This window comes from Halomonas sp. PAMB 3232, from assembly GCF_031954225.1.
Classification (GTDB): Bacteria; Pseudomonadota; Gammaproteobacteria; order Pseudomonadales; family Halomonadaceae; genus Vreelandella.
In genome coordinates, this window is record NZ_CP134865.1 from 281,146 (window position 1) to 307,805 (window position 26,660).

The 26,660-nt window shown below is 62.6% G+C and carries 25 protein-coding genes and 1 tRNA gene; 11 read left to right on the forward strand and 15 right to left on the reverse strand.

The genetic code is table 11. The annotated features are described in order from the left end of the window. Positions 1 to 6: 6 nt before the first annotated feature. The 3 genes from RN346_RS01295 to RN346_RS01305 all read right to left on the reverse strand — a co-directional run bounded on the left by RN346_RS01295 (position 7) and on the right by RN346_RS01305 (position 3,030). A complete protein-coding gene (locus RN346_RS01295; RefSeq protein WP_311961898.1) occupies positions 7 to 975 on the reverse strand; it encodes a metal ABC transporter solute-binding protein, Zn/Mn family in 969 nt (322 codons plus the stop codon). 155 nt (positions 976 to 1,130) lie between these two features. After that, the gene (locus RN346_RS01300) at positions 1,131 to 2,498 is read right to left on the reverse strand and encodes a PepSY domain-containing protein (protein WP_311961899.1); all 1,368 of its coding nucleotides are present in this window, start codon (positions 2,496 to 2,498) and stop codon (positions 1,131 to 1,133) included. A 115-nt stretch (positions 2,499 to 2,613) separates the two neighbouring features. Next, entirely contained in the window at positions 2,614 to 3,030 is a 417-nt protein-coding gene (locus RN346_RS01305) for a DUF2946 family protein (RefSeq protein ID WP_311961900.1), read from the reverse strand. Between the two features lie 316 nt (positions 3,031 to 3,346). Here RN346_RS01305 and RN346_RS01310 point away from each other — a divergent pair, with 316 nt between their 5' ends. From RN346_RS01310 to ureG, 7 genes are all read left to right on the forward strand, one after another. After that, positions 3,347 to 4,231: an urease accessory protein UreD gene (locus RN346_RS01310; protein WP_311961901.1), complete on the forward strand. Its 885-nt coding sequence runs from the start codon at positions 3,347 to 3,349 to the stop codon at positions 4,229 to 4,231. Between the two features lie 30 nt (positions 4,232 to 4,261). Continuing rightward, entirely contained in the window at positions 4,262 to 4,564 is a 303-nt protein-coding gene (locus RN346_RS01315) for an urease subunit gamma (RefSeq protein ID WP_263585412.1), read from the forward strand. 23 nt (positions 4,565 to 4,587) lie between these two features. Then, positions 4,588 to 4,908, forward strand: a complete 321-nt coding sequence (locus RN346_RS01320) for an urease subunit beta (RefSeq protein WP_263585411.1) — start codon at positions 4,588 to 4,590, stop codon at positions 4,906 to 4,908. Next, positions 4,905 to 6,617: an urease subunit alpha gene (ureC, locus tag RN346_RS01325; RefSeq protein WP_311961902.1), complete on the forward strand. Its 1,713-nt coding sequence runs from the start codon at positions 4,905 to 4,907 to the stop codon at positions 6,615 to 6,617. Before RN346_RS01320 ends, ureC begins: the two co-directional genes overlap by 4 nt. A gap of 313 nt (positions 6,618 to 6,930) precedes the next feature. Continuing rightward, positions 6,931 to 7,500 carry an urease accessory protein UreE gene (ureE, locus tag RN346_RS01330; RefSeq protein WP_311961903.1) on the forward strand — a complete coding sequence of 190 codons (570 nt, stop codon included), beginning with the start codon at positions 6,931 to 6,933 and terminating at the stop codon, positions 7,498 to 7,500. Then, positions 7,478 to 8,173, forward strand: coding sequence for an urease accessory protein UreF (locus tag RN346_RS01335; RefSeq protein ID WP_263587360.1), 696 nt, complete (start codon positions 7,478 to 7,480; stop codon positions 8,171 to 8,173). Before ureE ends, RN346_RS01335 begins: the two co-directional genes overlap by 23 nt. A 36-nt stretch (positions 8,174 to 8,209) precedes the next feature. After that, positions 8,210 to 8,842: an urease accessory protein UreG gene (gene ureG / locus RN346_RS01340; protein WP_263585408.1), complete on the forward strand. Its 633-nt coding sequence runs from the start codon at positions 8,210 to 8,212 to the stop codon at positions 8,840 to 8,842. A gap of 263 nt (positions 8,843 to 9,105) precedes the next feature. Here the strand turns inward: ureG and RN346_RS01345 are convergent, their stop codons facing one another. The 5 genes from RN346_RS01345 to RN346_RS01365 are packed head-to-tail and all read right to left on the reverse strand — an operon-like array spanning position 9,106 to position 15,107. Beyond that, positions 9,106 to 9,348: a formate dehydrogenase subunit delta gene (locus tag RN346_RS01345; RefSeq protein WP_311961904.1), complete on the reverse strand. Its 243-nt coding sequence runs from the start codon at positions 9,346 to 9,348 to the stop codon at positions 9,106 to 9,108. Beyond that, positions 9,324 to 10,181: a formate dehydrogenase accessory sulfurtransferase FdhD gene (gene fdhD / locus RN346_RS01350; protein WP_311961905.1), complete on the reverse strand. Its 858-nt coding sequence runs from the start codon at positions 10,179 to 10,181 to the stop codon at positions 9,324 to 9,326. Before fdhD ends, RN346_RS01345 begins: the two co-directional genes overlap by 25 nt. Beyond that, positions 10,178 to 13,063 carry a formate dehydrogenase subunit alpha gene (gene fdhF, locus RN346_RS01355; RefSeq protein ID WP_311961906.1) on the reverse strand — a complete coding sequence of 962 codons (2,886 nt, stop codon included), beginning with the start codon at positions 13,061 to 13,063 and terminating at the stop codon, positions 10,178 to 10,180. Before fdhF ends, fdhD begins: the two co-directional genes overlap by 4 nt. Next, entirely contained in the window at positions 13,060 to 14,616 is a 1,557-nt protein-coding gene (locus RN346_RS01360) for an NADH-ubiquinone oxidoreductase-F iron-sulfur binding region domain-containing protein (protein WP_311961907.1), read from the reverse strand. Before RN346_RS01360 ends, fdhF begins: the two co-directional genes overlap by 4 nt. Further along, complete coding sequence (locus RN346_RS01365) at positions 14,613 to 15,107, reverse strand: formate dehydrogenase subunit gamma (protein ID WP_311961908.1); 495 nt, start codon at positions 15,105 to 15,107, stop codon at positions 14,613 to 14,615. Before RN346_RS01365 ends, RN346_RS01360 begins: the two co-directional genes overlap by 4 nt. 139 nt (positions 15,108 to 15,246) lie before the next feature. On the opposite strand from RN346_RS01365, the gene RN346_RS01370 reads away from it, so the two are divergent. Continuing rightward, complete coding sequence (locus tag RN346_RS01370) at positions 15,247 to 16,320, forward strand: substrate-binding domain-containing protein (RefSeq protein WP_311961909.1); 1,074 nt, start codon at positions 15,247 to 15,249, stop codon at positions 16,318 to 16,320. Positions 16,321 to 16,377: 57 nt separating this feature from the next. Here the strand turns inward: RN346_RS01370 and RN346_RS01375 are convergent, their stop codons facing one another. From RN346_RS01375 to dctP, 3 genes are all read right to left on the reverse strand, one after another. After that, positions 16,378 to 17,661 (reverse strand): TRAP transporter large permease, encoded by a 1,284-nt coding sequence (locus RN346_RS01375; protein WP_311961910.1) that lies wholly within the window; start codon positions 17,659 to 17,661, stop codon positions 16,378 to 16,380. Next, complete coding sequence (locus RN346_RS01380) at positions 17,658 to 18,164, reverse strand: TRAP transporter small permease (protein ID WP_311962737.1); 507 nt, start codon at positions 18,162 to 18,164, stop codon at positions 17,658 to 17,660. The genes RN346_RS01375 and RN346_RS01380 overlap by 4 nt, the downstream gene beginning before the upstream one ends. A gap of 65 nt (positions 18,165 to 18,229) precedes the next feature. Beyond that, positions 18,230 to 19,333 carry a TRAP transporter substrate-binding protein DctP gene (gene dctP, locus RN346_RS01385; RefSeq protein ID WP_311961911.1) on the reverse strand — a complete coding sequence of 368 codons (1,104 nt, stop codon included), beginning with the start codon at positions 19,331 to 19,333 and terminating at the stop codon, positions 18,230 to 18,232. A 523-nt stretch (positions 19,334 to 19,856) separates the two neighbouring features. On the opposite strand from dctP, the gene RN346_RS01390 reads away from it, so the two are divergent. Further along, positions 19,857 to 20,813, forward strand: a complete 957-nt coding sequence (locus tag RN346_RS01390; protein ID WP_311961912.1) for a GlxA family transcriptional regulator — start codon at positions 19,857 to 19,859, stop codon at positions 20,811 to 20,813. Positions 20,814 to 20,885: 72 nt separating this feature from the next. Here RN346_RS01390 and RN346_RS01395 read toward each other — a convergent pair whose 3' ends face one another. From RN346_RS01395 to RN346_RS01405, 3 genes are read right to left on the reverse strand one after another with little or no spacing between them, the layout of a single operon-like run. Further along, positions 20,886 to 22,148 (reverse strand): TRAP transporter large permease, encoded by a 1,263-nt coding sequence (locus tag RN346_RS01395; protein WP_311961913.1) that lies wholly within the window; start codon positions 22,146 to 22,148, stop codon positions 20,886 to 20,888. Next, positions 22,145 to 22,699, reverse strand: a complete 555-nt coding sequence (locus tag RN346_RS01400; protein WP_311961914.1) for a TRAP transporter small permease — start codon at positions 22,697 to 22,699, stop codon at positions 22,145 to 22,147. Before RN346_RS01400 ends, RN346_RS01395 begins: the two co-directional genes overlap by 4 nt. A gap of 6 nt (positions 22,700 to 22,705) precedes the next feature. Then, entirely contained in the window at positions 22,706 to 23,704 is a 999-nt protein-coding gene (locus RN346_RS01405; protein ID WP_409335778.1) for a TRAP transporter substrate-binding protein, read from the reverse strand. A 249-nt stretch (positions 23,705 to 23,953) separates the two neighbouring features. Between RN346_RS01405 and RN346_RS01410 the strand changes: the two genes are divergently transcribed. Next, positions 23,954 to 25,339 (forward strand): FAD-binding oxidoreductase, encoded by a 1,386-nt coding sequence (locus RN346_RS01410; RefSeq protein ID WP_263585398.1) that lies wholly within the window; start codon positions 23,954 to 23,956, stop codon positions 25,337 to 25,339. 72 nt (positions 25,340 to 25,411) lie between these two features. On the opposite strand, the gene RN346_RS01415 is transcribed toward RN346_RS01410, so the two are convergent. Further along, a complete protein-coding gene (locus tag RN346_RS01415; protein WP_311959540.1) occupies positions 25,412 to 26,410 on the reverse strand; it encodes a TRAP transporter substrate-binding protein in 999 nt (332 codons plus the stop codon). A 139-nt stretch (positions 26,411 to 26,549) separates the two neighbouring features. On the opposite strand from RN346_RS01415, the gene RN346_RS01420 reads away from it, so the two are divergent. Beyond that, positions 26,550 to 26,626: transfer RNA gene (locus tag RN346_RS01420), tRNA-Arg, on the forward strand. Positions 26,627 to 26,660: the final 34 nt, after the last annotated feature.

The window sequence follows — 26,660 nt, forward strand, 5'->3', positions numbered from 1 at the left end:
TGATCGTCAGGTGTCGAGCTGCCATTCACTTGCCCAGCCCTCGAGCGCTTGTGGCAGGGGGGCGAGGGAGCCGCCCAGCGCCTCGACGATGTGTTCGGTATTGCGGTAGATCATGCCCATGTAGGTGCCGTCGACGGTGCCGTCGTCGCCCATGGCGTCGGAGTAGAGCTCGCCGCCGACCACGACCTCATGACCTTTTTGGCGCGCCGCGTCGATCACCGCCTGAATGGTGCGCGGGTTGATGGTGCTTTCGACGAATACCGCCGGCACGTTGCGCTCTACCACACTATTGGCCATGTTACGGATATCGGCAATGCCGGTTTCGGTTTCGGTACTGATGCCCTGGATGCCCTCGACGTCGATATCGTAGGCGCGGCCAAAATAGCTGAAAGCGTCGTGGGCGGTGACCAGTACGCGCTGCTCCTCGGCAATGGAAGCGATGCTCTCCTTGACCCACTCGTGCAGCGCGAGAAGCTCGGTTTCGTAGCGCTCGGCGTTGGCCTCGATGGTTGCGGCACACGCCGGGCGCGCCTCGATCAGGGTGTCGCTCAAGGTCGGGACGATGTGCGCCCAGAGCGAGACATCCATCCACAGGTGCGGGTCGACCCCGAAGGCGCCCTGGGACGTGATCAGCGCATCCTCCTCGATCGACGCGGGGGCGACGGCAAGCGTCGGCGTGCGTGTGGCAAAGTTCTCCAGCACCGAGCCAAGCTGGCCCTCCAGCGCATAACCCGAGTAGAGAATCTGCTCGGCGCCGCGCAGCATGGCCACATCGTTGGCGCTGGCCTGGTAGAGATGCGGGTCGACGCCTGGGCCCATCATCGCCTCGACGCTGATGCACTCGCCGCCCACGTTCTGGGCCACATCGGCAATCATGCCGATGGTCGCCACCACGTTCAACGGCGGCTCGTCGGCCAGCGACAGCGAGCTCAGCGGCAGTAGCGCCATAGCGGCAACGAGACGTTGTACGGCCATGATGGATCCTCACGGTGATCGAAAAGCGGGCGTTTTTTTGCGTCTGGTAAGAAGTATAGCCTTTGCTAAGTTTCCTGCCAGCGGCGCTGCCTGTCAAGCGATGCAAGGGCGAGAAGACGTGCCCCGGCCCCCGGGAAAAGGGCCGAGGAAAAGGATCAAGCGCCGCGTGCGGCGAGGCGGCGCTGCTGCAAAGGACGCACCACAAACCCATCGATGAGCAGCATGACGAGAATCGCCGCGCCGGTCAGCGGAAAGAGCACCCCACCAACGACGAGAATCGCCAGAATGCCGCGAAACGCGCGCTTGTCCCGCGGCAGCGGCGGCACGCCCAGCCCGCCTGTCGGGCGGCGTTTCCACCACATGACGCCGGCGCTGACGCACAGCAGGATGATCGCCACGCACACCGCCAGAAAGAGCAGCTGATTCGCTCGCCCGAACTGCTGACCCATGTGCACGTTGATGCCGAACTCCAGCCACCGCCCGAGCGGGCCGTAATCGGCGTAGCGCATGTCCACGAGCGGCTCGCCGGAGTAGCGGTCCAGATGCACCACCCGCTGCTGGCTCACCTCGTCCGGGTAGACCGAGCCGGAGTAGACGCCGGTCGGGGTAGTGGGCAGGCTGACCGCAAAGCCCGAGTGCAACCCAAGGCGCTCGAAGGTGGCCACGGCCTCGTTCAGGCCGATATCCGCCTGGCCCGTCGACTTGGTCGATTCGGGCACGTGCGCCTGCTCCAGCGACCAGCTCGTCGGCGCCTGCTCGCTCAGTCGCGTGCTGGACATTGGCACCTCGGTTCGAACCCCGGCGGGGTAGCCGAAGTTGTTGCCGTTGGCCCACTGGTTGACCTGAGCGCCCCACACGCCGGACCAGGGCATGCCGGTGATTGCCAAAAACAGGATGAAGGCGCCGACGAACAGCCCCGTCACCGCGTGCAGGTCGCGCCAGAAGACGCGCTTTTGCGGCGCGCCGCGTACGCTGACCACACCGCCCCTGGCGTTGGTGCGTGGCCACCATAGATACACGCCGGTGAGCACCAGCAAAATCGCGAAGCCGCCGGTGATCTCGATCAGCTTGCGCGGCGTGGCGCCGAAGAGCTTGAAGCTGTGCAACTTTCGCACCGTCCACATGATCGTTCCGCGATCGTCCAGTGCGCCGAGCACGCGCCCGGTGTAAGGGTTCACATACACCGCCAGGCGCTCGTCGTTGGTCGTGCGCACGGTGACTTCCGCCGAGCTCTCCGGCGTGGCCGGAGCCGTGTACTTGAGCGCCGTACCCGGATGCGCGTCGAGGGCAGCGCTCACCTGAGCGGCGGGCGTTTGTACGCTTTGCTGCACCGCGACGCGTTTGACGTCGGCGTGGACGATGGCATCGATCTCGTCCTTGAAGAGATACAGCGCCCCAGTGATCGAGAGGGTGATCAGAAAGGGCAGCACCAGAAGGCCCGCGTAGAAGTGCCAGCGCCAGATGGCGCGGTAGAGATCGAACGGCGTCTTCGCCGCCGATCGGGGGTCGACATGAGCAGTCATTACGGCTCCTACAGCGCCCGCTCGAAGGGGCGCCCGAGTGATAGCGACACGCACCCGGCGGCCAGGGGCGGCCGTCAGGTCGTCAGAATCGGGTCATGCAAGCTGATGGGTGTCGTCAGGCGAGCGGCGGGGCGCGGACAGGCGCATGCAGGTAGTTGTCGAAGGACGCGAACCCCTGATGCGGCGGCTTTGGCCGCGGGGCGTGGTGAACGAATGCCTGCCGCGCAATGGCGGGCAAAAACGCATGAGCCGAGGGAAACTGCTGCCACAGGGAGCAGTAGCCGCACTCGTGAAACCAGGTGAAGATGGGCTCGATCGACGGCTCAGGCAACGTTTCTGGGGCGGCGTGAGAGCGGTGCGCCGAGGATGGGTGGTCGTGGTGCGCGCCGGAGGCGGCGTGTCGATGCGCCTCGTGATGACCGGCCTGGGACTGCGAAATCAGCGGGCCGATCAGCAGCAACAGCATGGCCGTGAGCGCCGCGTGAAGCGCAACGCGGTACCAACGACGATGGGTAAAGCGCTGAAGTGGCAAGATGACGACCCTTGGCAAAACGTCGATAGCGGGCCTTGAGGGGCAGGCGGCCCGATTGATCGTGCCATGGTAGCGTAAAACGTGACCCGTTAAGAGGTTCGCGATGTGGCCTTTTGTCCCGGGCTCGGTCCCATTATTGCACGGCTTGCGCTTTTATGGTGCCTTTTCAGTCAGAATGTTCAATTCTGGTGCATGGCGTTGGTCACGATGAGTTGCTCTGCCCCGGCAAAGGGCCGCTTGGCATCCTTTCACCATTTTGGCGCATTAATTGCATTGGTCAGGGAATATGAATCAATCGATCAAGAGCGACCGTCTGATGACGGCATGCGATAGCAACGCATCATACACCCCCTCCGGCCACCGTTTCGACGACCAGCGCCGCTGGGCGGCGTCGCTTGCGCTGCGTTTTGCCCAGCGCGACGGCGCCACGCGCATGACTCAGGCGCGCCATCAGGGCCCGCTTCGCGTACAGCGCCCGTTCTACCCGGAAGGCCGCGGTGAGGCCTGCCATATCTACGTGCTGCACCCGCCTGGTGGTTTGGTCAGCGGCGATGCGCTGAGCATCGAGGCACAGGTGGAAAAGGGCGCCCACGCGCTTCTGACCACCCCCGCCGCCAACAAGCTCTACAAGGCAGACAGCCAGGGCGTGGCCTGGACCCAGCGCACTGCGCTTACCGTGGAGGATGGCGCGGTGCTCGAGTGGCTCCCCCAGGAAACCATCGCCTTCGATGGCTCGAAAGGCGAGCAGCGCACCCATATCGCCCTTCACGGTAGTGCCAAATGCCTGGGCTGGGAGGTGATGGCGCTGGGCCGCCCGGCAAGTCAGCTTCCGTTCGTGTCCGGGCGCATCGAGCAGCACTTTCGCCTGACGCTGGACGGCAAGCCCCTGTGGCTCGAGCGCCAGCCGCTGGACCCGCTGCACCCGCGTTTCGTCGGCCGTTGGGGCCAGGGCGGCGCCACGGTGCAGGCCACCCTTTGGGCGATAGGACTCGAGGACGGCCCCGCCGCCATCGAGGTGCTGCGCGAGACGCTTGCGGCCGAGCCGAACTGGGCAGTGACGCTTCGCCATGGCGTGCTGCTTTTGCGCTACCTGGGCGGCTCGCGGGTGGATGCCTGGTCGCTTTGCGAGCGGGCCTGGCAGCTTCTGCGCCCGCGCTTGATCGACCGCGAGGCCCACACGCCGCGCATCTGGCTGACCTGACGCTTCATCTTTTTGAGAGGATAACGCCGCATGGAACTGACCCCGAGAGACAAGGACAAGCTGCTGCTGTTCTCCGCCGCGCAGCTAGCCGAGCGTAGAAAGGCGCGCGGTTTGAAGCTCAACTACCCGGAAGCCGTGGCGCTGATCAGTTTCGAGATCATCGAAGGCGCCCGCGACGGCAAAACCGTGGCCGAGCTGATGAGCTTCGGCCGCGAGATATTAACCCGCGATGACGTCATGGAGGGCGTGGCCGAGATGGTCGACGAGGTGCAGGTCGAGGCAACGTTTCCCGATGGCACGAAACTCGTGACCGTTCATACGCCGATCAACTAGCGTTACACCCCTTGGAGGCAGCCATGATTCCTGGTGAGTATCAGTTAAAAGAGGGTGAGATCGAGCTGTGCGCCGGCCGCGAGCGCATCACCGTGGAGGTCGCCAACACCGGCGACCGGCCCATCCAGCTCGGCTCTCACTACCACTTTGCCGAGGCCAATCCGGCGCTTGAGTTCGACCGCGCCAAAACCCGTGGCTACCGGCTCGACGTGGCCGCTGGCACCGCGATCCGCTTCGAGCCGGGTCAGAGCCGCGAGGTCACGCTAATTCCGTTCGTCGGCAAGCGCGAGATCTACGGTTTCCGTGGCGATGTCATGGGTGCGCTGGAAGGAGACACGCAATGACCACGAACAGGATTAGCCGTCAGGCTTACGCCGACATGTACGGCCCCACGGTAGGCGACCGCGTGCGCCTGGGCGACACCGAGCTCTGGATCGAGGTCGAGCGTGACGCCACCCACTATGGCGAGGAAGTGAAATTCGGCGGCGGCAAGGTGATCCGCGATGGCCAGGGCCAGAGCCAGCGCGTCGATTCCGCGGTGATGGATACCGTCATCACCAACGCGCTGATTCTCGACTGGTGGGGCATCGTCAAGGCGGATGTCGGCCTGCAAGCCGGGCGTATCGCTGCCATTGGCAAGGCGGGCAATCCTGACACTCAGCCGGAGGTGGAGATCGTCATCGGCCCGGGCACCGAGATCATCGCCGGTGAAGGCAAGATTCTGACCGCCGGCGGCATCGACGCCCACATTCACTTCATCTGCCCCCAGCAGGTGGAAGAGGCGCTGATGAGCGGCGTGACCACCATGCTCGGCGGCGGCACTGGCCCCGCCACCGGCTCGAACGCTACCACCTGTACGCCCGGCGCCTGGCATATCGGCAAGATGCTCCAGGCGGTGGACGATCTGCCCATGAACATCGGCCTGCTCGGCAAAGGCAACGCCAGCCTGCCGGAAGGGCTCGAGGCGCAGCTCGAGGCCGGCGCCATGGGGCTCAAGCTTCACGAGGACTGGGGCACCACGCCGGCGTCCATCGACACCTGCCTGAGCGTGGCGGAGAAGTACGATGTGCAGATCGCGATTCACACCGACACACTGAATGAGTCGGGCTTCGTCGAGGATACGCTCGCGGCGTTCAAGGAGCGCGGCATTCACACCTACCACACCGAAGGGGCGGGCGGCGGCCACGCGCCGGACATCATCACCGCCTGCTCGCTGGAGTACGTGCTGCCGTCCTCCACCAACCCGACGCGCCCCTACACGGTCAACACCATCGACGAGCATCTGGATATGCTGATGGTCTGCCACCACCTGGACCCGAATATTCCCGAAGACGTCGCCTTCGCCGACTCGCGCATTCGCCGGGAAACCATCGCCGCGGAAGACATCCTGCATGATCTGGGCGTGATCTCGATGATCGCCTCGGACTCCCAGGCCATGGGCCGGGTGGGCGAGGTGGTCTGCCGTACCTGGCAGACCGCGCACAAGATGAAGGTGCAGCGCGGCCTGCTGCCGGAAGACGAAGCGTTGGGCGCCGACAACCTGCGCGCCAAGCGCTACATCGCCAAGTACACCATCAATCCGGCGATTACCCACGGGATCAGTCACGAAGTGGGGTCTATCGAGGTGGGCAAGCTGGCCGATCTGGTGCTCTGGAAGCCGGCGTTTTTTGGCGTAAAACCGTCGCTGATTCTGAAGGGCGGCATGATCGCCGCGGCCCCCATGGGCGACCCCAACGCCTCGATTCCGACGCCCCAGCCGGTGCACTATCGGCACATGTTCGGCGCCTTTGGCCGCGCGGCGAGCCAGACCCGGCTCAACTTTGTCAGCCAGGCCGCCATTGATGCGGGTATCAAGGAGCGCCTGGGGCTGCAAAGCGCGCTGTCGGCGTGCAAGAACGTGCGCGGGATGCGCAAGAAGGACATGAAGCTCAACGACGCCTGCCCGGAACTGACCGTGGACCCGCAGACCTATGAAGTACGCTGCGACGGCGAGCTTCTGACCTGCGAACCCGCCACGGAGCTTCCGCTGGCGCAGCGGTATCACCTGTTCTAGAAGCGGTCGCTAGCTGGAGCTACTCCTACAGGGCGCGGGCTCACCCTTGTGGGAGCTGGATTCATCCGGCGATGGAAGGCGCTAGCCTTCCCTTGATGAGGTGCCCCCTTAAAGAGGTCGCTAGCTAAAGCTACTCCTACGGTGCACGAACGTATTGTAGGAGCCCGATTTATTAGTGGTCCGACACTTCGGCGATGGAAGGCGTTAGCCTTCCCTTGGTGAGGTGCCACCGTCGGTCGCTAGCTGAAGCTGCTCCTACGGGTGGCTGGACGAGACAAGGCGCGCCACTTATTGAATGGCTAAGAGGTCGATCATGCTGAAACTGATAGAACGGTTAGGCCCCGTGGAAGCGAGCGCCGCCAGCGATACGCTCACGCTGCCCTTCGAGCTGCGCATCCGTGGCCGCCTGAAGGCCGAAAGCGACGCCGGCCAGGCACTGGGGCTGTTTCTCGATCGCGGCCCGGTACTGCGTGACGGCGAGGGGCTGAAAGCCGAGGACGGCACCGTGGTGCGGGTGCGCGCTGCCATCGAGCCGGTGGTCACCGCGCGCGTATCCGCTGGCCTTCCGCTGGCGCGCTTGGCCTATCACCTGGGCAACCGCCACGTGCAGCTGGCGCTGGGCGAAGACGAGAAGGGCGGTTGGGTGCGCTTCCCGCCGGATCACGTGCTGGAGGAGCTGGCAACGCTTCTGGGCGCGCTCCTCGAGCACCATAACGATACCTTCGACCCGGAGCCCGGCGCCTACCAGCAGCTGGGCCACGCGCATGCGCACGACCACGGCCACCACGACAGTGAAGAGGTGGAGGCGGCGCATGAACACTCTCACGAACATTCGCATGAGCATTCGCATGAACATGGCCATGACCACACCCATGGCCACTGAGTCCCAAAACGATCTGGCGCTGCTGGGGCTTTTGCAGCTGGTCAGCCCGGCGCTGCCGATCGGCGCCTTCGCCTTTTCCCAGGGGCTCGAGAGCGCGTTTGAGCTTGGCTGGGTGGACGATGAAGAGAGCCTGACCGAGTGGCTGTCCGGCGTGCTCGACGACGGCCTGACCCGCTGCGAGCTGCCGGTGATCGCACGCCTGTTCGAGGCCTTCGAGCGCGGTGACGCCGCCGACGTTGCCGAGTGGGACGCGTGGCTTGCCGCCACCCGGGAAACCGCGGAGCTTGTCGCCGAGGACAGCCGCCTCGGCGCATCCCTCAAGCGGCTATTGGGCAGTCTTGAGCTTCTGCCTGAAGGGAAATTGCTGCCCGAGCAGGCCGGTTACGTAACGCTTTTCGCCTACACCGCCTTTACGCGCAGCGTAAGCCCGCGCCAGGCCCTGCTCGGCTTTGGCTGGGCGTGGCTCGAAAACCAGCTGGCGGTGGCGTGCAAGGCGCTGCCGCTGGGCCACACGGCCGCCCAGCGCATCATCGAGCGGCTGCGTCCTGCGCTTTCATACGCTGTGGACCAGGCGCTAACGCTTGATGATGACGCGCTCGGCCCGGTGCTGCCCGGCGTGGCGCTGGCAAGCGCGCTGCACGAAACCCAGTATTCCCGGTTGTTTAGAAGTTAACGTTTAGAAGCTGATTGACCGATTCAGGAGAACGACATGACACACTGTTTACGCGTAGGAGTCGGTGGACCGGTAGGCTCCGGCAAGACCGCACTACTCAAGCAGCTCTGCCTTTCGCTGCGCGATCACTACGATATCGCCGTGGTGACCAACGATATCTACACCCGCGAAGACGCGGATTTTCTGCTCAAGCACGACGCGCTGGCGGCAGATCGAATCCTCGGGGTCGAGACCGGCGGCTGTCCGCACACCGCGATCCGCGAGGACGCCTCGATGAACCTGGCGGCGATCGACGAGCTGCAGAGCCGCCACCCGGGATTGGAGCTGGTGCTGGTGGAGTCCGGCGGCGACAACCTCTCGGCGACCTTCAGCCCGGAGCTTTCCGATCTCACGCTCTACGTGATCGACGTCTCCGCCGGCGACAAGATTCCGCGCAAGGGCGGCCCGGGCATCACCAAATCGGATCTTTTGATCATCAACAAGATCGACATCGCCGAGCAGGTGCACGCCTCACTCGAGGTGATGGAGCGGGATTCGAAAAAGATGCGCGGCGAACGGCCCTTCGTATTCACCAATCTTTACGACGGTGTCGGGCTCGAGGAGATCATCCGCTTCATTCTGGACAAGGGGATGCTGGAGGAGCGCCGGCCCGAAAGCGCGAGCGCGTAAAAACAGGTCGGCGTACAGGCAATAAAATGGCTGCCCTGGCCAGGCGGTTAAATGGTCAGAGCAGCCCAAACGGTGCGGCACGTCCGTGTCCAAGCGGGCCGTTTTTGGCCTCAAGGCCACCACAGTGAACCTCGCGCCTCTCAATCGCCTTAACTCAGGTTAATAAGAGGCGTTTTACACCGTTTGTAGCCTGCTTGATTGGTTAACCAGCGGTTATGAAAGGGCAAACGCACGCTTTAAGGTTTTTTTGACAGCGCTCATCTTCAGCTGGCCTGGCGCTCGCTTAGCCGCTCGGCGAGCAGCATTGCTGCCTGCCTGGCCACCGGCGAAAAGCCCGTCGCGTCACCCTGCACGCGCTCAGCCAGGCGCTTTTTCATCGTCCGCGCCCAGAAGGTTTCAAGGTGACGGCAGGTGGCGCTGGCCGCGGTGTCGTCATCACGCCCGCCGCTCAGGTTGGCGGCGATCTGGTTGACCATGTGAATCAGGTTGTCGTCGTTGTTCGACATAACGTTGCTCCCTTGGAAGGTGCCGCGCTCGGGCGGTGATAGATCACGTGGCGGTGGCGGCGGGCGAAGCCCACGAGCAGCAGCTTCGCCGCCTGGGCCTGGCGCACGGCGAGCGCCGTGGCTGCGGAAACCGCCACCAGCGCGCCGATGCCGGCGCTGGCGCACTTGTGCACCATTTCATAGCTGGCCCGGCTGGAGACCAGCACGAAACCGTTGTCGAGTGCCGCTTTCTCGCGCGCCAGCGCGCCGATCAGTTTGTCCAACGCGTTGTGGCGGCCCACGTCTTCGCGCACATGAAGAATCTCTCCCTCCAGGCTGCACCAGGCCGCACCATGCACCGCGCCGGTGGCGGCTTTCAGCGGCTGATGGGCGGAGAAGGCGTCGAGCGCACGGGCGATGGCGGCATCCGTAAGGGCCGGCGCGCGGACCTCGGGGATTGGGCGGATCGCCTGATCGAGCGCCTCGGTGCCACAGAGCCCGCAGCCGGTGCGCCCGGTCATGCTGCGCCGACGCTCCTTGAGCGCCATCAGGCGCTCGGTGGCAATCGTCAGGTGAACGGCCAGGCCGTTCTCCTCCTCTTTTACTTCCCAGTCGTAGCACTCGTGCGAGTGGGCAATGATGCCCTCGGTCAGGCTAAAACCGAGCGCCAGATCCATTAGGTCGCTCGGGCTTGCCATCATCACCGCGTGGGAGATGCCGTTGTAGATCAGCGCAACCGGCACTTCTTCGGCCAGCGCGTCTTCATCCACATCAGCCTGCCAGCCGCTTTGGTGGCGACGCACCTCGACCGGCAGGCGCGCCAGCGCCTGCTCTTCGCGCTCGGTAGCGTTCACGGCGCCTCCTGCTGCGCCTTCGCCAGATGGCGCTTCTGAGTCTGATCGAAGGCGTTGAAGCGCTGCTGCCAGGCGGAGGGCTGGCTGACTTTTTCTACCTGCACGGCGGTCACCTTGTATTCCGGGCAGTTGGTGGCCCAGTCCGAGTTGTCGGTGGTGATCACGTTAGCACCGCTGCCCGGGTGGTGGAAGGTGGTGTAAACCACGCCAGGCTGCATGCGCTCGCTAATGCGCGCGCGCAGCACCGTCTGGCCCGAGCGGCTGGTGATGCCGAGCCAGTCGCCGTCGCTCACGCCGCGAAGCTCGGCGTCACTCGGGTGCAGCTCCAGCACGTCCTCGTTGTGCCAGTGCTGGTTGTGCGTGCGCCGCGTCTGCGCACCCACGTTGTACTGGCTCAAAATCCGCCCGGTGGTCAGCAGCAGCGGGAAGCGGCGGTTGGCGCGCTCTTCGGTAGCCACGTACTCGGTGATCGCAAAGCGGCCAAGCCCGATCGGGAAGTTGAGCGCGTGCATGGTCGGCATGCCTTGCGGGTTTTCGTCGTTGCAGGGCCACTGGAGGCTGCCGTACTGCTCGAGTTTTTCGTAGCTCACCCCGGCAAAGCTCGGCGCAAGCGCTGCGATCTCGTCCATGATCTCGGACGGGTGGGCGTAGTTCATCGGGTAGCCCAAGGCGTTGGCGAGATCCTGAGTCACTTCCCAGTCCTGCTTGCCGGCCACCGGCGGGGTCACCTTGCGCACGCGGTTGATGCGCCGCTCGGCGTTGGTGAAGGTGCCGTCCTTCTCCAGAAAACTCGAGCCCGGCAGCAGCACGTGGGCGAACTTGGCGGTTTCGTTGAGGAAAATATCCTGCACGATCAGGCAGTCCAGCGAGCGCAGGGCGGCTTCGACGTGCTGGGTGTTGGGGTCGGACTGGGCGATGTCCTCGCCTTGCACGTAGAGCGCCTTGAAGGTGCCCTCGATCGCCGCGTCGAACATGTTGGGAATGCGCAGCCCCGGCTCATCGTCAAGCTGCACGCCCCATTTGGCCTCGAAACGGCCGCGGGCGTTGGGGTCCGCCACGTGCTGGTAGCCCGGAAGCTCATGAGGGAAGGAGCCCATATCGCAGGAGCCCTGCACGTTGTTCTGGCCGCGCAGCGGGTTCACGCCCACGCCTTCGCGGCCAATGTTGCCGGTGGCGAGCGCCAGGTTCGCGATGCCCATGACCATGGTCGAGCCCTGGCTATGTTCGGTCACACCCAGGCCGTAGTAGATCGCGCCGTTGGGAACGGTTGCGTAGGTGCGCGCCGCCTGACGGACGGCGTCAGCGGGCACGCCGGTGATGGGCTCAGACGCCTCGGGCGAGTGGCGCTCTTCACTGATGAACGCGCGCCAGCTCTGGTAGGCATCGGTATCGCAGCGCTTGGCGACGAAGTCCTTGTCTTCCAGGCCTTCGGTAATCACCACGTGGGCCAAGGCGTTGACCAGCGCCACGTTGGTACCCGGGCGCAGCGGCAGGTGCTGGGCCTCTTTCAGGTGCGGCGTTTTCAGCAGATCGATGCGGCGCGGGTCGGCGACGATCAGCTTCGCGCCCTGGCGCAGGCGCTTACGCATCATCGAGCCGAACACCGGGTGGGCATCGGTGGGGTTGGCGCCGATCACGATGATCGCATCGGACTTCATCACCGAATCAAACGTCTGGGTACCCGCAGATTCGCCTAGCGTGGTTTTCAGGCCGTAGCCGGTGGGCGAGTGGCAGACCCGGGCGCAGGTGTCGGTATTGTTGTTGCCGAACGCCGCGCGGATCAGCTTCTGCACCAGATAGGTTTCCTCGTTGGTGCAGCGCGAGGAGGTAATACCGCCGATGCTTTCGCGGCCATGCTCCGCCTGAATCGCTTTCAGGCGTTTGGCGGCGAAGCTGATCGCCTCTTCCCAGCTCGCTTCGCGCCAGGGCTGGTCGATGGAATCGCGAATCATCGGCGTGGTCAGCCGGTCCGGGTGAGAGGCGTAGCCGAAGGCGAAGCGCCCCTTCACGCAGGAGTGGCCGTGGTTGGCGTCACCGCCCTTGTAAGGCACCATGCGCACGAGCTTGTCGCCCTTCATTTGGGCCTCGAAGGAGCAGCCCACGCCGCAGTAGGCGCAGGTGGTGACGACGCTGCGATCCGGTACGCCATGGTCGATCACGCTGTTATCCATCAGCGTGGCGGTCGGGCAGGCCTGCACGCAGGCGCCGCAGGAGACGCAGTCCGAGTCCATGAACGCCTCGTCCTGGCCGGCGGAAACCTTGGAATCGAAGCCGCGCCCGTCGATGGTCAGCGCGAAAGTGCCCTGCACCTCGTCGCAGGCGCGCACGCAGCGCGAGCAGACGATGCACTTGCTCGGGTCAAACGTGAAGTAGGGGTTGGAGGTGTCCTTTGGCTTGTCGAGGTGGTTCTCGCCTTCAAAACCGTAGCGCACTTCGCGAAGCCCGACGCTGCCCGCCATGTCCTGCAGCTCGCAGTCGCCGTTGGCGGAGCAGGTCAGACAATCCAGCGGGTGATCGGAGATGTAGAGCTCCATCACGCCCCGACGAAGCTTCGCCAGGCGCTCGTTTTGCGTCGTGACCTTCATGCCCTGAACCACCGGCGTGGTGCAGGAGGCCGGCAGGCCCCGGCGGCCTTCGATCTCGACGGCGCAGAGCCGGCAGGAGCCAAAGGCCTCGAGGCTGTCGGTGGCGCAGAGTTTGGGAATGCTGATATCGGCAAGGGCGGCGGCGCGCAGTACGGAGGTGCCTTCCGGCACGCTCAGGGTGATGCCGTCGATTTCGACGTTGACCGAGGCCGCGCCCGGGCGGGCGGCGGGAGTGCCATAGTCTTTGCTGAAATCGACGCTGTTGGCCTGACGCCGTGGATCGAAATGTTCAATCATGAGTGTTCTCCGCTGGCCGGACGCTGGAAGTCTTCGGAAAAGTGCTTGAGCGCGCTCTGTACCGGGAAGGGGGTCATGCCGCCCATGGCGCAGAGCGAGCCGTCCACCATCGTCTCGCAAAGATCACCGAGCAGCGCGAGGTTGGCGTCGCGGTTCTCGCCCTTGCGAATGCGGTCGATCACCTCCACGCCGCGGGTCGAGCCGATGCGGCACGGCGTGCACTTGCCGCAGGACTCTTCCTTGCAGAACTCCATCGAAAAGCGCGCCTGCTCGGCCATGTCGACGCTATCGTCGAACATCACCACGCCGCCGTGGCCCACCCCCGCGCCGACCTCGGCGAAGGTTTCGTAGTCGAGCGGCATGTCCCACTGGCTTTCGGGCAGGTAGGCGCACAGCGGCCCGCCCACCTGCACCGCGCGAAGCGGCCGCCCGCTCAACGTGCCGCCGCCAAACTCCTCCATCAAGGTGCGAAGCGTCGTGCCAAAGGCAAGCTCGATTAATCCGCCGCGCTTGACGTTGCCCGCCAGTTGCAGCGCCAGCGTCCCGCGCGAGCGGCCCATGCCGTAATCGGCATAGGCCTGGCCGCCTTCGGCCAGAATGAGCGGCACTGCGGCAAGTGACAGCACGTTGTTGACCACGGTGGGCCGGCCAAACAGACCCTCGATGGCGGGCAACGGTGGCTTGAAGCGCACCAGGCCCCGCTTGCCTTCGAGGCTTTCCAGCAGCGACGTCTCTTCGCCGCAAATATAGGCGCCGGCGCCCAGGCGCACTTCCAGATGAAAGGCGCGCCCGCTTTCGCGGATGTTATCGCCCAGATACCCCGCTACCTCGGCGCGCTCGATCGCCTCATCAAGGATCTCTTTCGCCAGCGGGTACTCCGAGCGCAGATAGATATAGCCCTGGGTTGCGCCCACCGCGAGCCCGGCAATCGTCATGCCTTCGATCAGCATGTAGGGGTCGCACTCCATCGCCAGCCGGTCGGCGAAGGTGCCGGAGTCACCCTCGTCGGCGTTGCAGACGATGTATTTTTGATCAGAAGGCGCGTCGAGCACCGTTTGCCACTTGATGCCGGTGGGAAACGCCGCGCCGCCGCGCCCGCGAAGCCCGGAGGCCTTCACTTCATCGACGATGGCCTGGGGCGAAAGCGAAAGCGCCGCCTCGAGCCCGGCAAAACCCCGGTGGTCGCGGTAGTCGTCAATCGACAGCGGGTCGGTCACGCCGATGCGCGCAAAGGTCAGGCGCTGCTGGCGGGCGAGATAGTCGATGTCATCCACCGGGCCGAGCGCCAGCGGGTGGCTGACGCAGCCTTCGAGCAGGCCGCTGTCGAGCAGGCTGGGCACATCGGCGGGCGTGACCGGGCCATAAGCGACGCGGCCTTTCGGTGTTTCGACCTCGACCATCGGCTCGAGCCAGAAAAGCCCGCGGGAGCCGTTACGCACGATATCGATGCCTTCGTGGCGGGCGGCGGCTTCACGCTCCAGACGGCGCGCAACGGTGTCGGCGCCCAGGGAAAGCGCGGTGGTGTCGCGGGGAACGAAAACGCGGATGCTCATGCGCTGATCTCCAAAGGCCGGGTTTGCAGCTCATCGACAAGCTCGTCGAAGGCGTCCTGGGTCACGCGACCGCGGACCTGGCCATCGACGCTGATCGAGGGCCCGCAGGCGCAGTTGCCGAGGCAGTAAACGGCCTCTAACGTGATTTCACGGTCCGGCGTGGTCTGGTGGTAGTCCACGCCCAAACGGGACTTGGCGTGAGCCTCAAGCGCGCGCGCGCCGACGGACTGGCACGCCTCGGCACGGCAGATCTGCAGCACGTGGCGCCCCGGCGGGGTGGTGCGAAAGTGGTGGTAAAAGCTGATGACGCCGTGGATTTCAGCGCGGGTCTGCTGGAGCGAGGCGGCGATCAGGGGGATCGCATCGGTCGGGATGAAGCCGAAGCGGTCCTGCAGGGCGTGAAGAATCGGCAGCAGCGCGCCGGGCTTGTGTTTGAGCGCGTCGATCTCGGCTTGAATCGACGCCGACGACCATTCTGGAGACGGCTTCATCGTGTCTCTCCCGGTACGGATTGTTTGTTATCAATATGCACGCTGATGCTTATTTGAAATCGATTTTAAAAGGCGTGCACCACGGTCAATGTCACGCTAGCATCAAGCCCATAACGACAAAATATGAAAGATGCTGCCAATGAAGAAAATCACCGTGCTTCCTACCTGGTGCTTTCGTGACGATGCGGGAAACCAGCTGGATTTACAGCTACTTCGCCTTCTGGGCGCGGTTTACCGGCGGGGTAAGTTAACCCAGGCCGCCGAGGACGTGGGTATCTCATACCGGCACGCGTGGAACTTATTGCGCCAGGGAAGTGCGTTTTTCGGCGTGGCGCTGGTCGAGATGCAGCGTGGGCGCGGCGCGCAGCTCACGCCGCTGGGTGAAAAGCTTCTATGGGCGGAGCAGCGCGCGGTGGCGCGCCTGGGCCCGCAGCTCGAAAGTCTCGGCTCGGAGCTGAATCTCGCCATCGCGCGCGAACAGCAGGGCCAAGTGTCGGTGCTGCGCCTGCATGCCAGCCACGGCTTCGCCGTCGAGCTTCTGCCGAAACACCTCACGGCGCTGCCGCTGGACTTGCAGTACTGCAGTCCTCAGGAGTCGCTCGCTGCGCTCAACCGCGGCAGCTGTGACGTGGCGGGTTTTCATTTGCCCCGCGGGGCGGTGGGCGAGCGCATTCGCGCCACCTACCAGGGCCTGCTGAAACCTCGCGAGCATCGGGTGATCGGCTTCATCGCCCGCACCCAGGGGTTAATGGTGGCGCCGGGCAATCCGCTTGGCATTCAGGGTGTCGCATCGCTCGCGTTTGAGGGCGTGCGCTTCGTCAACCGCCAGGCCTCTTCCGGGACGCGCTCGCTGCTCGACTGCCTGCTGAGCGAGGCGGAGGTGACAAGCGTCGCCATTCGCGGCTTCGAAGTCGAGGAGTTCACCCACTCCGCCGTCGCCGCTTACGTGGCCGCCGGCATGGCCGACGTCGGCTTCGGCGTACAGGCCGGCGCCGAAAAGTTCGGCCTCGATTTCATCCCGCTGGCGGTGGAGGACTACCTGCTCGCCTGCCACCACCACGCCCTGAAGGAGCCACGGCTCCAAAGCTTTCTCGAGGTACTCAGCGGCGAAGCATTCCAGCAGGCCGTACAGGCCCTGCCCGGCTATCGCCCGAGCCGCTGTGGCGAGGTGATGGAGGTGGGAGAGGCACTGGAGCTCGCCCCAGGTTCGTAACCTGCATGGCGAGCGTACAAAAACGGCCCGCCTGGAGGGAGGCGAGCTGCACTGCAATTACAGGTTCGTTACCCAAAGGATAATGCCCGGAAATAGGGTAAAGACCCCGACGGCGCCCAGAAGAATGAGCCAGTAGGGCAGCGATGCCTTGGCCGCCGCCGTCAAATTCACCTCGTTTTTAGAAATCGACGATAGCACGAACAGATTGAGACCCACGGGCGGCGTGATCATGCCTATTTCGATAAGCAGCGTCACCACGATGCCGAACCAGATGGGGTCGAAGCCCAGGCTTGTGATCATGGGGAAGGTAATGGGCAGCGTCATCAACAGCAGTGAAATGCCGTCGAAAAAGCATCCCAGCACGATATAAACGATGACGATCATTAGCAGTATGCCGTAAGGCCCAAGTCCGAAACCGCCGATGGTTTCGACCGCGGCGCGCGGAATACCCAAAATGCTAACAGCCTGAGACAGAATTACCGTACCGATTAAAATCATGCCGATTGCGGTGAACATGATGGAGGCGTGCTTGAACGCCTGCCAGAGACGCTTGAAGGTCAAATCGCCCCACGTTAGCCCAAGCACGATGCTCGCAACGACGCCGAGCGCAGCGGACTCGGTGGGCGTGGCGATTCCCATGTAGATGGTGCCTAGCACGAAGAAAATCAGCAACGGCAGGGGCCATATCTCCTTGACCCCACTCAAGACGTGCCCAAGTGAAACCTTCTCCTTGAACGTAGGAGTAACCGGCTCACCGATTTTAGAGCGAATGATGATCCAGGTGGAGAAAGCGGCTGCGATGAGAAGCCCTGGTAGCATGCCCGCGATAAAAAGTTGGCCAATTGAAACATTCTGCGTGGCCCCATAGATAATCAGCGCAAGGCTTGGCGGAATCAAAAGCCCTAGCGTGCCGCCGGCGGCCAGAGTGCCCACCACGACGCTTGGGTTATAACCACGGCTTTTAAGCTCTGGGTAGCCGACGGCGCCGATAGCGGCCGCGGTCGATGTGCTCGAGCCGCTCACCGCGCCAAACAGCGTACACACCGCAATATTGGTGTGTAAAAGCTGCCCCGGTACCCGAGCGAAAAGTGGCGTCAAGCCGTTGTAAACGCGCCGTGATACGCCGCTGGCAAGCAGAATTTCGCCTAAAAAAATGAATAGCGGAACGGCACTAAGCGTGAAATCCGTCAGCATGTTCCAGGTTGCGTTGATGGCCAGCGCCGTGGCGCCGTTGGCTTGAAAATAGAGCAATCCTAAGCCGGTAAGTCCCAGCGCAGCACCCAGCACCGCGCCGCTGGTGAGAAACAGAATCAGGCTCGTACTCAAAAGCAGCCAACTCATATCGCATCCTCCGTCGAGGCCATGTTACTGGCGGGCTGTTTAAAGCCGTGGCTTAGCTGTATCAGGATACAAAGCGCCATGGAGAACGGCATGATGGCCATCCAGGGCCATAGCAGGATGCTGCTGATGTCCGTGCGCGAATTGATGGCAAACGAGAATTCCATGAACTTCCAGGATTCGATGGCGAAGACGGCGCAAAAGGTGAGTAGTACCATGACGGCGACGAAGTCCATGACCCTGGCGAGGCCTGCCGGCATGAGGTTGATAAGAATCTCGATACGTATATGACGGCCCTTGTTGAGCACGTAGGGCAGGCACAAAAAGGTCAGGGTCAAAAATAAAAGTCCCGCCAGCTCGTCGGAGAAGCGCAACGGGCGGCCGCCCAGGTAGCGCATCAAGGTGCTCACGAAAATGAGCAGCGTCATGACGATGCCGCTGGTGACTCCCAGCAAGAAAGAGGCGTAAGCCGTCTTGTCGAGCAGGCTGTCGATTTTTTTGATCATCACAGGGTAGCTCCAAAAAAAGAGCCAATGTGGATTGGCTCTTTTGGGCGGTGGGTCTGGTCGTTTTACTCTTCGGAAAGCGCTTGGGTGACGGTGTTGTAGTAGCGTGTGCCGTCTTCGCCCGCGTTTTCAGCCATGGCTTGCCACGCCTGCCAGGCGGCATCGACAAACGTTTGAACATCTTCGTCGGAGAAGTCCGGCAGCATGGTGATGCCTAGCGCTTCACGCTCCCGACGCGCCTGTGCTTCACGCTCCGGGTCTACCGCGGTAGCGCGGGTTTCGTTCCAGATCTCTTCGCCGGCTTCTTCCAGTGCCTGGCGCTGATTGTCATTCAAGCGCGATAGAGCGCGCTCGCTAATACCGAAAAGCCAGGGAGAGGCCGCCCATGGATGCAGGTAGGATTCGTACTCGGTGACTTCTTGAAGTGATACGGTCGGCGCCACGGTGGACAAATAATATGCGCAGTCAACGACGCCGGTCTGAAGCGCCATATACATATCGTTTTGCGGGATGACCTGGGCGGAAATGCCTAAAATATCAAAGGTATCGACCAGGTGCCGAGACCACACGCGTACCTTTTTGTCCTGCAGCTCTTCAAGCGTATGTACTGGCTCTTTACAGTGCAGGCCTACGTCAAAAATGGGAGCCACCACGCCACCCACGATCTCGATGTTCCAGTCAGCGAAGCCATCTTCGTAAAGCTCGCGAATAACGTCGAGAATTTCATCGTGCTGTGACGATTCGGTGATGGCTCCCTGCGCGTACACCGAGGAGAGCGCCGGTGCATCACGGGTATAGTACTCGCCATACAGTAGCGCCATGTCGACCATGCCTTGCTGGAGAATCCTCAACATGTCCGCTTCTTTCAAGCCGAGCGCGCCGGCGTGGTACACCTCGATTTCGAGCTCACCATCGGATTTTTCACTGACCAGCTCGGCAAAACGATCGATTTGCGCGGCTTCAGGACGCGACTGCGCAAGCCCGCTATGGAATTTCAGTGAGATATTATCGGCGTGTGTACTGGCGGCGAACATTAGAGAAAGCAGAGCCGTTGTGCCAAGAGCGAAGGGTTTAGCTTTGGAGTTATTCATATTGATGCTTTCCAGCAGTAGGAGGGAAACTCCATCTTGAGTCAAGCCACCGTGGAGGAAGACTGCCTTTTGCGACATGGAAAGACTGATTGGCGACATTGTGGTAAAGTCAATGCCCGAAAAATTTGACCATATTGTTAACGCCAGAAAAAAGCAACAACCACACGTAGCGTTTTATTAAAAACCCTTTTCTATGTCGAAGATTTTTTTAATGAAGGTGTCAGTGTACGCTCGTTAAGCCATGATGTTTATATGCATACCGTTTTCAGGCTTATGATAAACGGCCGTTTAAATTTTTCTGGTACCTTTGTTGCATGGATTAGCTGAAGGCGCCCCGCCGAGCTCTGTAGGCAACAAGTTGGCATTGTTTCAGAATAAGGAAGCATTTTGTCGTTGATAGCAAATGCCTTTGAAGTTAGGCGCTATAATAAAGATAGTCGTTGCCACGCTATTTTATCTTGAAACTTCTTTTCCCTGAGAAGTTGTTTTAATGAATGTTGGGGGCGTGATGAAAGACAGGTTTTCGAGTGTATTAAAGAATAAAAATATGGCCTATATCCATGGCGATAAAAACGCCAGAAGCAGCACGAGAAGCAAAAGGGTGGCTTTCATCCTGCTGGAAAACTTTTCGATGATGGCGTTTACCGGCGCGGTGGATGCGCTGGTGACCACGAACCTGATGAAGTCCTCGACGCTCTACGAGGTGCGGGTGGTGGGCGAGCGAGCGGCGACGGTGTCTGATCTGGGCATCGAGGTGTCGACGGATATGACGCTTGCGGATTTCGACAGTGCTGCGCTGGACGTCGATGTGGTCATCGTTTGCGGTGGGCTGCGCGTCAAGGCGCAGTCCAACGCGCTTTTACGCAGCCGGCTCAAGAGCGCGGACGGCCACGGCGCAATTCTGGGTGGGCTCTGGAACGGCGCCTATTTTCTGGCCGAGGCGGGACTGATGAGCGGCTATCAGTGTGCGTATCATCCGGACGGCCGGGCGATGATGGCGGAGCAGTTCTGGGATGTGTCGGTGACCAGCCGCAGCTTTATCGTCGACCGGAACCGGCTGAGCTGCGCCGGGGCCAGCAGCTCGCTGAGTATGATGCTCGAAGTGGTTCGCTCCGACTGCGGTAACGCGGTCGTCGGCGCTGTCGAGGAGATGCTCAGCTGCGACAAGGGGCTGGACTCGCCGGATATCTCGACACTTCGAGTCGATCAAAACCACACCCTGCCGGAGAAGCTCAAGATCTCGCTGCAGCTGATGAAGAACAACATCGAAGAGCCCCTTTCGATTGCCGAGATCAGTAACTGGGTGAACATTTCCCGGCGCCAGCTCGAACGCATGTTCTCGATCTACGTCAGCGCAAGCCCGTCACGCTACTACATGGAGCTTCGCCTGACCCGGGCGCGCCAGCTTCTACAGCAGACCAACAAACCGCTGGCGGAGGTGGCGGTGGCCACGGGCTTCGTCAGCATCTCGCATTTTCGCAACTGTTTTTATCAGCTCTTCGACATCACGCCGGGGCAATTTCGCAAATCCTGCCAGCAGGGTGACCAGGGCGCCTGAGCGCCGTCGCCGCTTTTTAAACATAAAAAAGGGAGCCCATGTGGGCTCCCTCGACGCGCCGATATGACATGGTCAGTTTCCCGACCAGCCCATGAAAATCGGCACGTACACCACCAGCAGCAACACGCCGATCAGCCCCAGCAGATAGGGGATGATCGCGCGGGTGATGCGCTCCAGCGGCAGCTGGGTCACCGAGGACGCCACGTACAGGTTGATCGCCACCGGCGGGGTGATCATGCCGATCGAGAGCCCCACCACGATGATCAGCCCGAAGTGGATCGGGTCGATCCCGAGCTGTAGCACCAGCGGCAGCAGCACCGGGGTGAGAATGATCAAGGCGCTGGCGGTTTCGATGAACACACCGGTGAGCAGAATCACCGCAACGACCAGCAGCATGATTACCAGCGGATTGGTGGAGAGCGACAGCACCGACTCGGCGATAGCGCCGGGCACCTGCCAGCTCGATAGCGTCCAACTGAGTACTGCCGACATGGCGATCACCAGCATGATCACCGCCGTGGTCATCGCCGAACGGATCAACAGCCGGTACGCCTGGGCCACGTTCAAATCGCGGTAGACGAATAGCGACACCAACAGCGCGTAGTTCACCGCTACCACGGCGGCCTCGGAGGGGGTAAAGATCCCGGTGAAGATACCGCCCAGAATGATCACCGGGGTCATCAGCCCCCAGCTGGCGGACTTGAAGGTGCGCCAGATGGTGGCAGGCGACAGCGACGTACCCTTGGGGTACTGGCGCTTGTAAGCCTGCACCAGGGCGATCGCCATCAGCCCCACCCCCATCGCCAAACCCGGTAGAAAGCCGCTCAAGAACAGCTCGGACACCGACTGCTGGGCGATCACCGCGTAGATGATCATCGGCACCGACGGTGGTATGACCACACCGATGGTGCCGCTCGCCGCGATCAAACTCGCTGCGGAGGCCGGCTCATACCCCTTGCGCTTGAGTTCCGGCACGAGACTCGACCCCACCGCCGCGGTGGTGGCCGCGCCGGAGCCCGAGATCGCGGCGAAAAACATGCCTGCCATGACCGAGACGATCGAGAGCCCGCCGCGCAGAAAACCCACCAGCGAGTCGGCGAAGCTCACCAGCCGCTCGCTCACCCGCCCCTGGGCCATCAAATCGCCGGCCAGAATGAACATCGGAATGGCGACCAGCGCAAACGAGTTGATGCCCTGGAACATCTGCTGGGTGACTACCATCAGCGGCACGCCGCCCTGGTAGAGCGCGTAGAGCGAGCTTGCGCCGATGGCGAAGGCGATCGGCACGCCCAGCAGCATGAGGAGAAAGAAGAGCCCGAAGAGAAGAAGCGTCATGGTGTCTGCTCTCCCATCGGTTTTCGCGGCTCGCCCTCGAGTACGATTTCGAAAAGATCCACCAGCGCGTACCAGGCCATGAGCGCCGCGCTGACCGGCATCACCGCGTAGACATACGACATCGGCACGCGAAGCGAAGCGGATTTTTGAAAGCTCTGCACCTGCATGTAGCGGTAGCCGATCACGATCAGCGTGATCATGAAAGCGATCACCGCCAGCACGGCGAGAAAGCGCGCCACCCGGCGTAGCGTGAGCGGCAGGGCGTCGACGGCGAAGGTGACGGCGATATGGTGGCCGCGCTGAAACGCCAGCGTGCCGGCGAGAAAGGTGATCCAGATCAGCAGAAAGCGGGCGACCTCTTCGGTCCAGCCCGCCGCGGTGAAGAACACCCGGGAAACGATCTGCAGCGTGATCACGACGATCAGCGCGGCCATGCCGAGAAACACCACGGGCTTGAGCACGGCGTCCAGGCCGCGCTCGATGGCCCGCAGAACGCTCACCACGGGGTCAAGCAACGAGAGCAACGAAGTCGATAGCGGTCTTGAGGACATGGCGGCTTACTCGAGGGCGGCCTGAATGCGCGGCAGGTAGTCGCCGAACCGATCGCCGTAGCGCTCGTACACCGGCGCTACGGCCTCGCGGAAGGCGTCGATATCCGGTGACTCATTGATCTCCATGCCGGCTTCGCGCAGCGCTGTGAGCTGCTCGGCTTCAGCCTCGGCGTTTTGCGCGCGCGCGTAGGCGGACGCCTCACGGGCGGCGTCCTGCACCAGCGTCTGCACCTCGTCGGGCAGCGCGCTCCACTTGGGCAGGCTCATCACAAACAGCGCCGGGGCGTAGATGTGACGCGTCATGGTGAGATAATCCTGAGTCTCGGCCAAGTCAAAGGCGTAGATGGCGTTGACCGGGTTCTCCTGGCCATCGATGGTGCCCTGCTGAAGTGCGGTCAGCGCTTCGGTCCAGGCCATCGGCACGGCGTTGGCGCCCAGGGTGCGAAAGGTGTCCACGTAGACTTCGTTTTCGATCACGCGCAGGCGCAGCCCGTCCAGATCCGCCGGCTCGTTGATCGGGTTGCGGCTATTGGTGATATTACGAAAGCCGCGCTCGGCAAACGCCAGCCCCTTGAGGTTCACGCCTTCGAGCTTGTCGAGAATCTCCTGGCCGATCTCGCCGTCGAGTACGTCATACGCCTCGTTGGCGGTGGGGAACAGAAACGGCAGTTCGAACACCGAAAACTCGTCGACGAAGTTGGCCACCGGGCCATTGGTGATCACGCCCATGTCCACGGTGCCGATCTGCATGCCTTCCAACAGCGTGCGCTCGTCGCCGAGGCTCGCGTTGGGGAAAATCTCCACGCTGACCGCGCCGTCGCTCTGCTCATCCAGAATTTCCTGAAAGCGCGTGGCGGCGAGGTGGTAGGTGTCGTCGCTATTCACCACGTGGGCCAGGCGCAGAGAGGTTGAGGGAATATCGGCGCTGGCGGTGGCGATGCCGAACAGGCCGGCGGCAGCCAGAACGAGCAGACGGGGCGTGAGACGAGAGGGGGCGTGTTCCACGTGAACTCCTTGAGAGCGCTGTTTTAATCGTTGGAGGGCATTTTTGCCGGGGCACTTTATCATAACGGCGCCAGACCATGCGGAGGCGGCTGGCGCTTGAGCCAACATGGCGTTGGCGGTAGCCTTCATGGCCCCGCACACGTCATCAATGCTTTCGCGGGAGGCGATGACAGGATAACGTTGCATTCGCTTTGGCTAAATTAAAACAGGCGGGCCGGCTTTTCAGGCCTCGCTCGACAGGTAGAGATCATGAACACGCTGATTAACGAGCTTGAAAACATCGTCGGTAAAAAAGGCATTCTGCTGGGAGACGACGTCGCCCAGCGAAGCGTCGACTGGTTCACCAAGGCCCCCTGCGAGGCCATGGCGATCATTCGGCCGCAGACGACGCAGCAGCTCAGCCAGGTGATGGCGGCGTGTCATTCGGCCAAACAGGCGGTGGTGACCCACGGCGGCCTGACCGGCGTCGTGCATGGGGCCGTCGCCAGCCCCAACGAGCTCGTGGTTTCGCTCGAGCTGATGAACCAGATCGAGGAGGTCGACGCGGTGGGCTCGACCATGCGCGTGCAGGCTGGCGCGACCCTGCAGCGCGTGCAGGAAGCCGCCGACGATATCGACATGCAATTCCCGCTGGATCTCGGCGCGCGCGGCTCCTGCACGATTGGCGGCAACATCGCCACCAACGCCGGCGGTATCCGCGTGATTCGCTACGGCATGATGCGCCAGCAGGTATTGGGCCTTGAAGCGGTGCTCAGCGATGGCACCGTGGTCAGCTCGATGAATACCATGCTCAAGAACAACGCCGGGTATGATTTGAAGCAGCTCTTTATCGGCAGCGAAGGCACCCTTGGCATCGTCACCCGCGCGGTGCTGCGCCTGCAGCCCAAAATGCCCAGCGAGCAGACCGCGCTGGTCGCGGTGCCGTCGTTTGAGGCGCTCACGCGGCTTTTGCAGTTCGCCTCAAAAGAGCTTGCCAACAGCCTGAGCGCGTTCGAGGCGCTGTGGAACAACCACTACGCGCTAATGACCAGCGAGGCCACCAAACACGCGGAGATTCTCGCCGGCGACTCGCCCTTCTACGCCATCATCGAAACCCTTGGCGCTGATGAAGAGAAGGACGCCGAGGCCTTCGCCGCGGTGCTCGAGAAGGCGCTGGAAGAGGAGCTGATCACGGACGCGGTGCTGGCGAACTCCAGCACCCAGCGCCAAGGCATCTGGGATATTCGTGAAGACATCGAGACGCTGGTATACGAGCTGAACCCGATGTTCTCCTATGACATCAGTCTGCCGATCGCACACATGGACGCCTACGTCACCACCCTCGAGGAGAAGCTCGAGGCGCAGTGGCCGGGCGTTGCTAAAATCGTGGTCTTTGGTCATCTGGGCGATGGCAACCTGCACATCATGATCACCGTGCGCGACCCGAGCCCGCACAGCCGCCGCGCGGTAGAAGAGATCGTTTACGGCACGCTCAGCCAGTACAGCGGCTCGATCTCCGCCGAGCACGGCGTCGGGCTCGAGAAGCGCGATTACCTGAGCATCTCCCGCACGCCGGAAGAGATCGCGCTGATGAAGCGTATGAAACTCGCGCTGGATCCGAAGGGGCTTTTGAACCCGGGCAAGGTTCTGGCCTGATCGCCTCGAGGCGCTTGGAGCCGACAAGGCCACCGCGACGGTGGCCTTTTTTTGTGACGCTGGCGAAAACGCCTACTGGGCGATCGCCTCGCGAATACGCGGCAGGTAGTCACCAAAGCGTTCGCCGTACTGCTCGTAGATCGGCTCGACGGCGCTCTGGAAGGCCTCGATATCCGGCGATTCATTGATCTGCATGCCGGACTCCTTGAGCGAGGCGAGCTGCTCGGCTTCCATGTCGGCGTTGAGCGCGCGCTCGTACTCCGCAGCTTCCTGAGCGGCGCCTTCCAATACCGTTTGAGCCGCTTCCGGGAGCTGGTTCCAGGCGGGCAGGCCCATCACGAAGATCGCCGGCGCGTAGGTGTGGCGCGACAGCGTCATGTAGTTCTGGGTCTCCTCCAGGTTGAAGGAGTGGATCACGTTGACCGGATTTTCCTGCCCGTCGATGGTGCCCTGCTGCATGGCGGTGAGTGCCTCGGTCCAGGCCATCGGCACCGCGTTGGCGCCCAGCGCCCGGAAGGTGTCGGTGTAGACCGGGTTCTCCATCACGCGGATGCGCAGCCCGTCCATATCGTCCGGTGTATTCACCGCGCGCTCGCTGTTGGTCAGGTTGCGAAAGCCACGCTCGGCATAGGCCAGTCCCTTCAGGTTCACGTCCGCGAGCTTATCCAGAAGCTCCTGACCGATTTCACCGTCCAGCACGCGGTAGGCGGCCTCGGGGGAGGGGAAGAGGAAGGGCAGCTCGAATACCGCCATCTCCTCGACGAAGTTGGCCACCGGCCCGTTGGTGATCACACCCATATCGACCGTGCCGATCTGCATGCCTTCGAGCAGCGTGCGCTCGTCACCGAGGCTCGCGTTGGGGTAGATCTCGATATCGACCTTGCCGCCCGTGCGCTCCTCTACCAGCTCCTCGAATTTGGTCGCGGCCATGTGAAAGCCGTCCTGCTCGTTGACCACGTGGGCCAGGCGCAGCGTGACCGGGTCCATGTCGTCGAAATCATTGGCGTGGGCGCTGCCCGCCGCCGCCAGAGAGACCGCAAGGGTCAGCGTGCTCAGCGTGAATTTTTTCATGTTATTGGGTTCCCGATGGGTTGCGAAAAGCGTGCCCGTTCAGCATGCCCCAGGGCGCCTCGGGCGGCAATGCGACCCCCGTCTAAAACCGCCCGCCGCTGGACAGCGCCCGCCCACACAGGTAGGATACGCCCCCTACGCGCCCGTAGCTCAGTTGGATAGAGTATCGGCCTCCGAAGCCGAGGGTCGCAGGTTCAAATCCTGCCGGGCGCGCCAGAATCCCAAAAAAAGCCCACGACGTTGTCGTGGG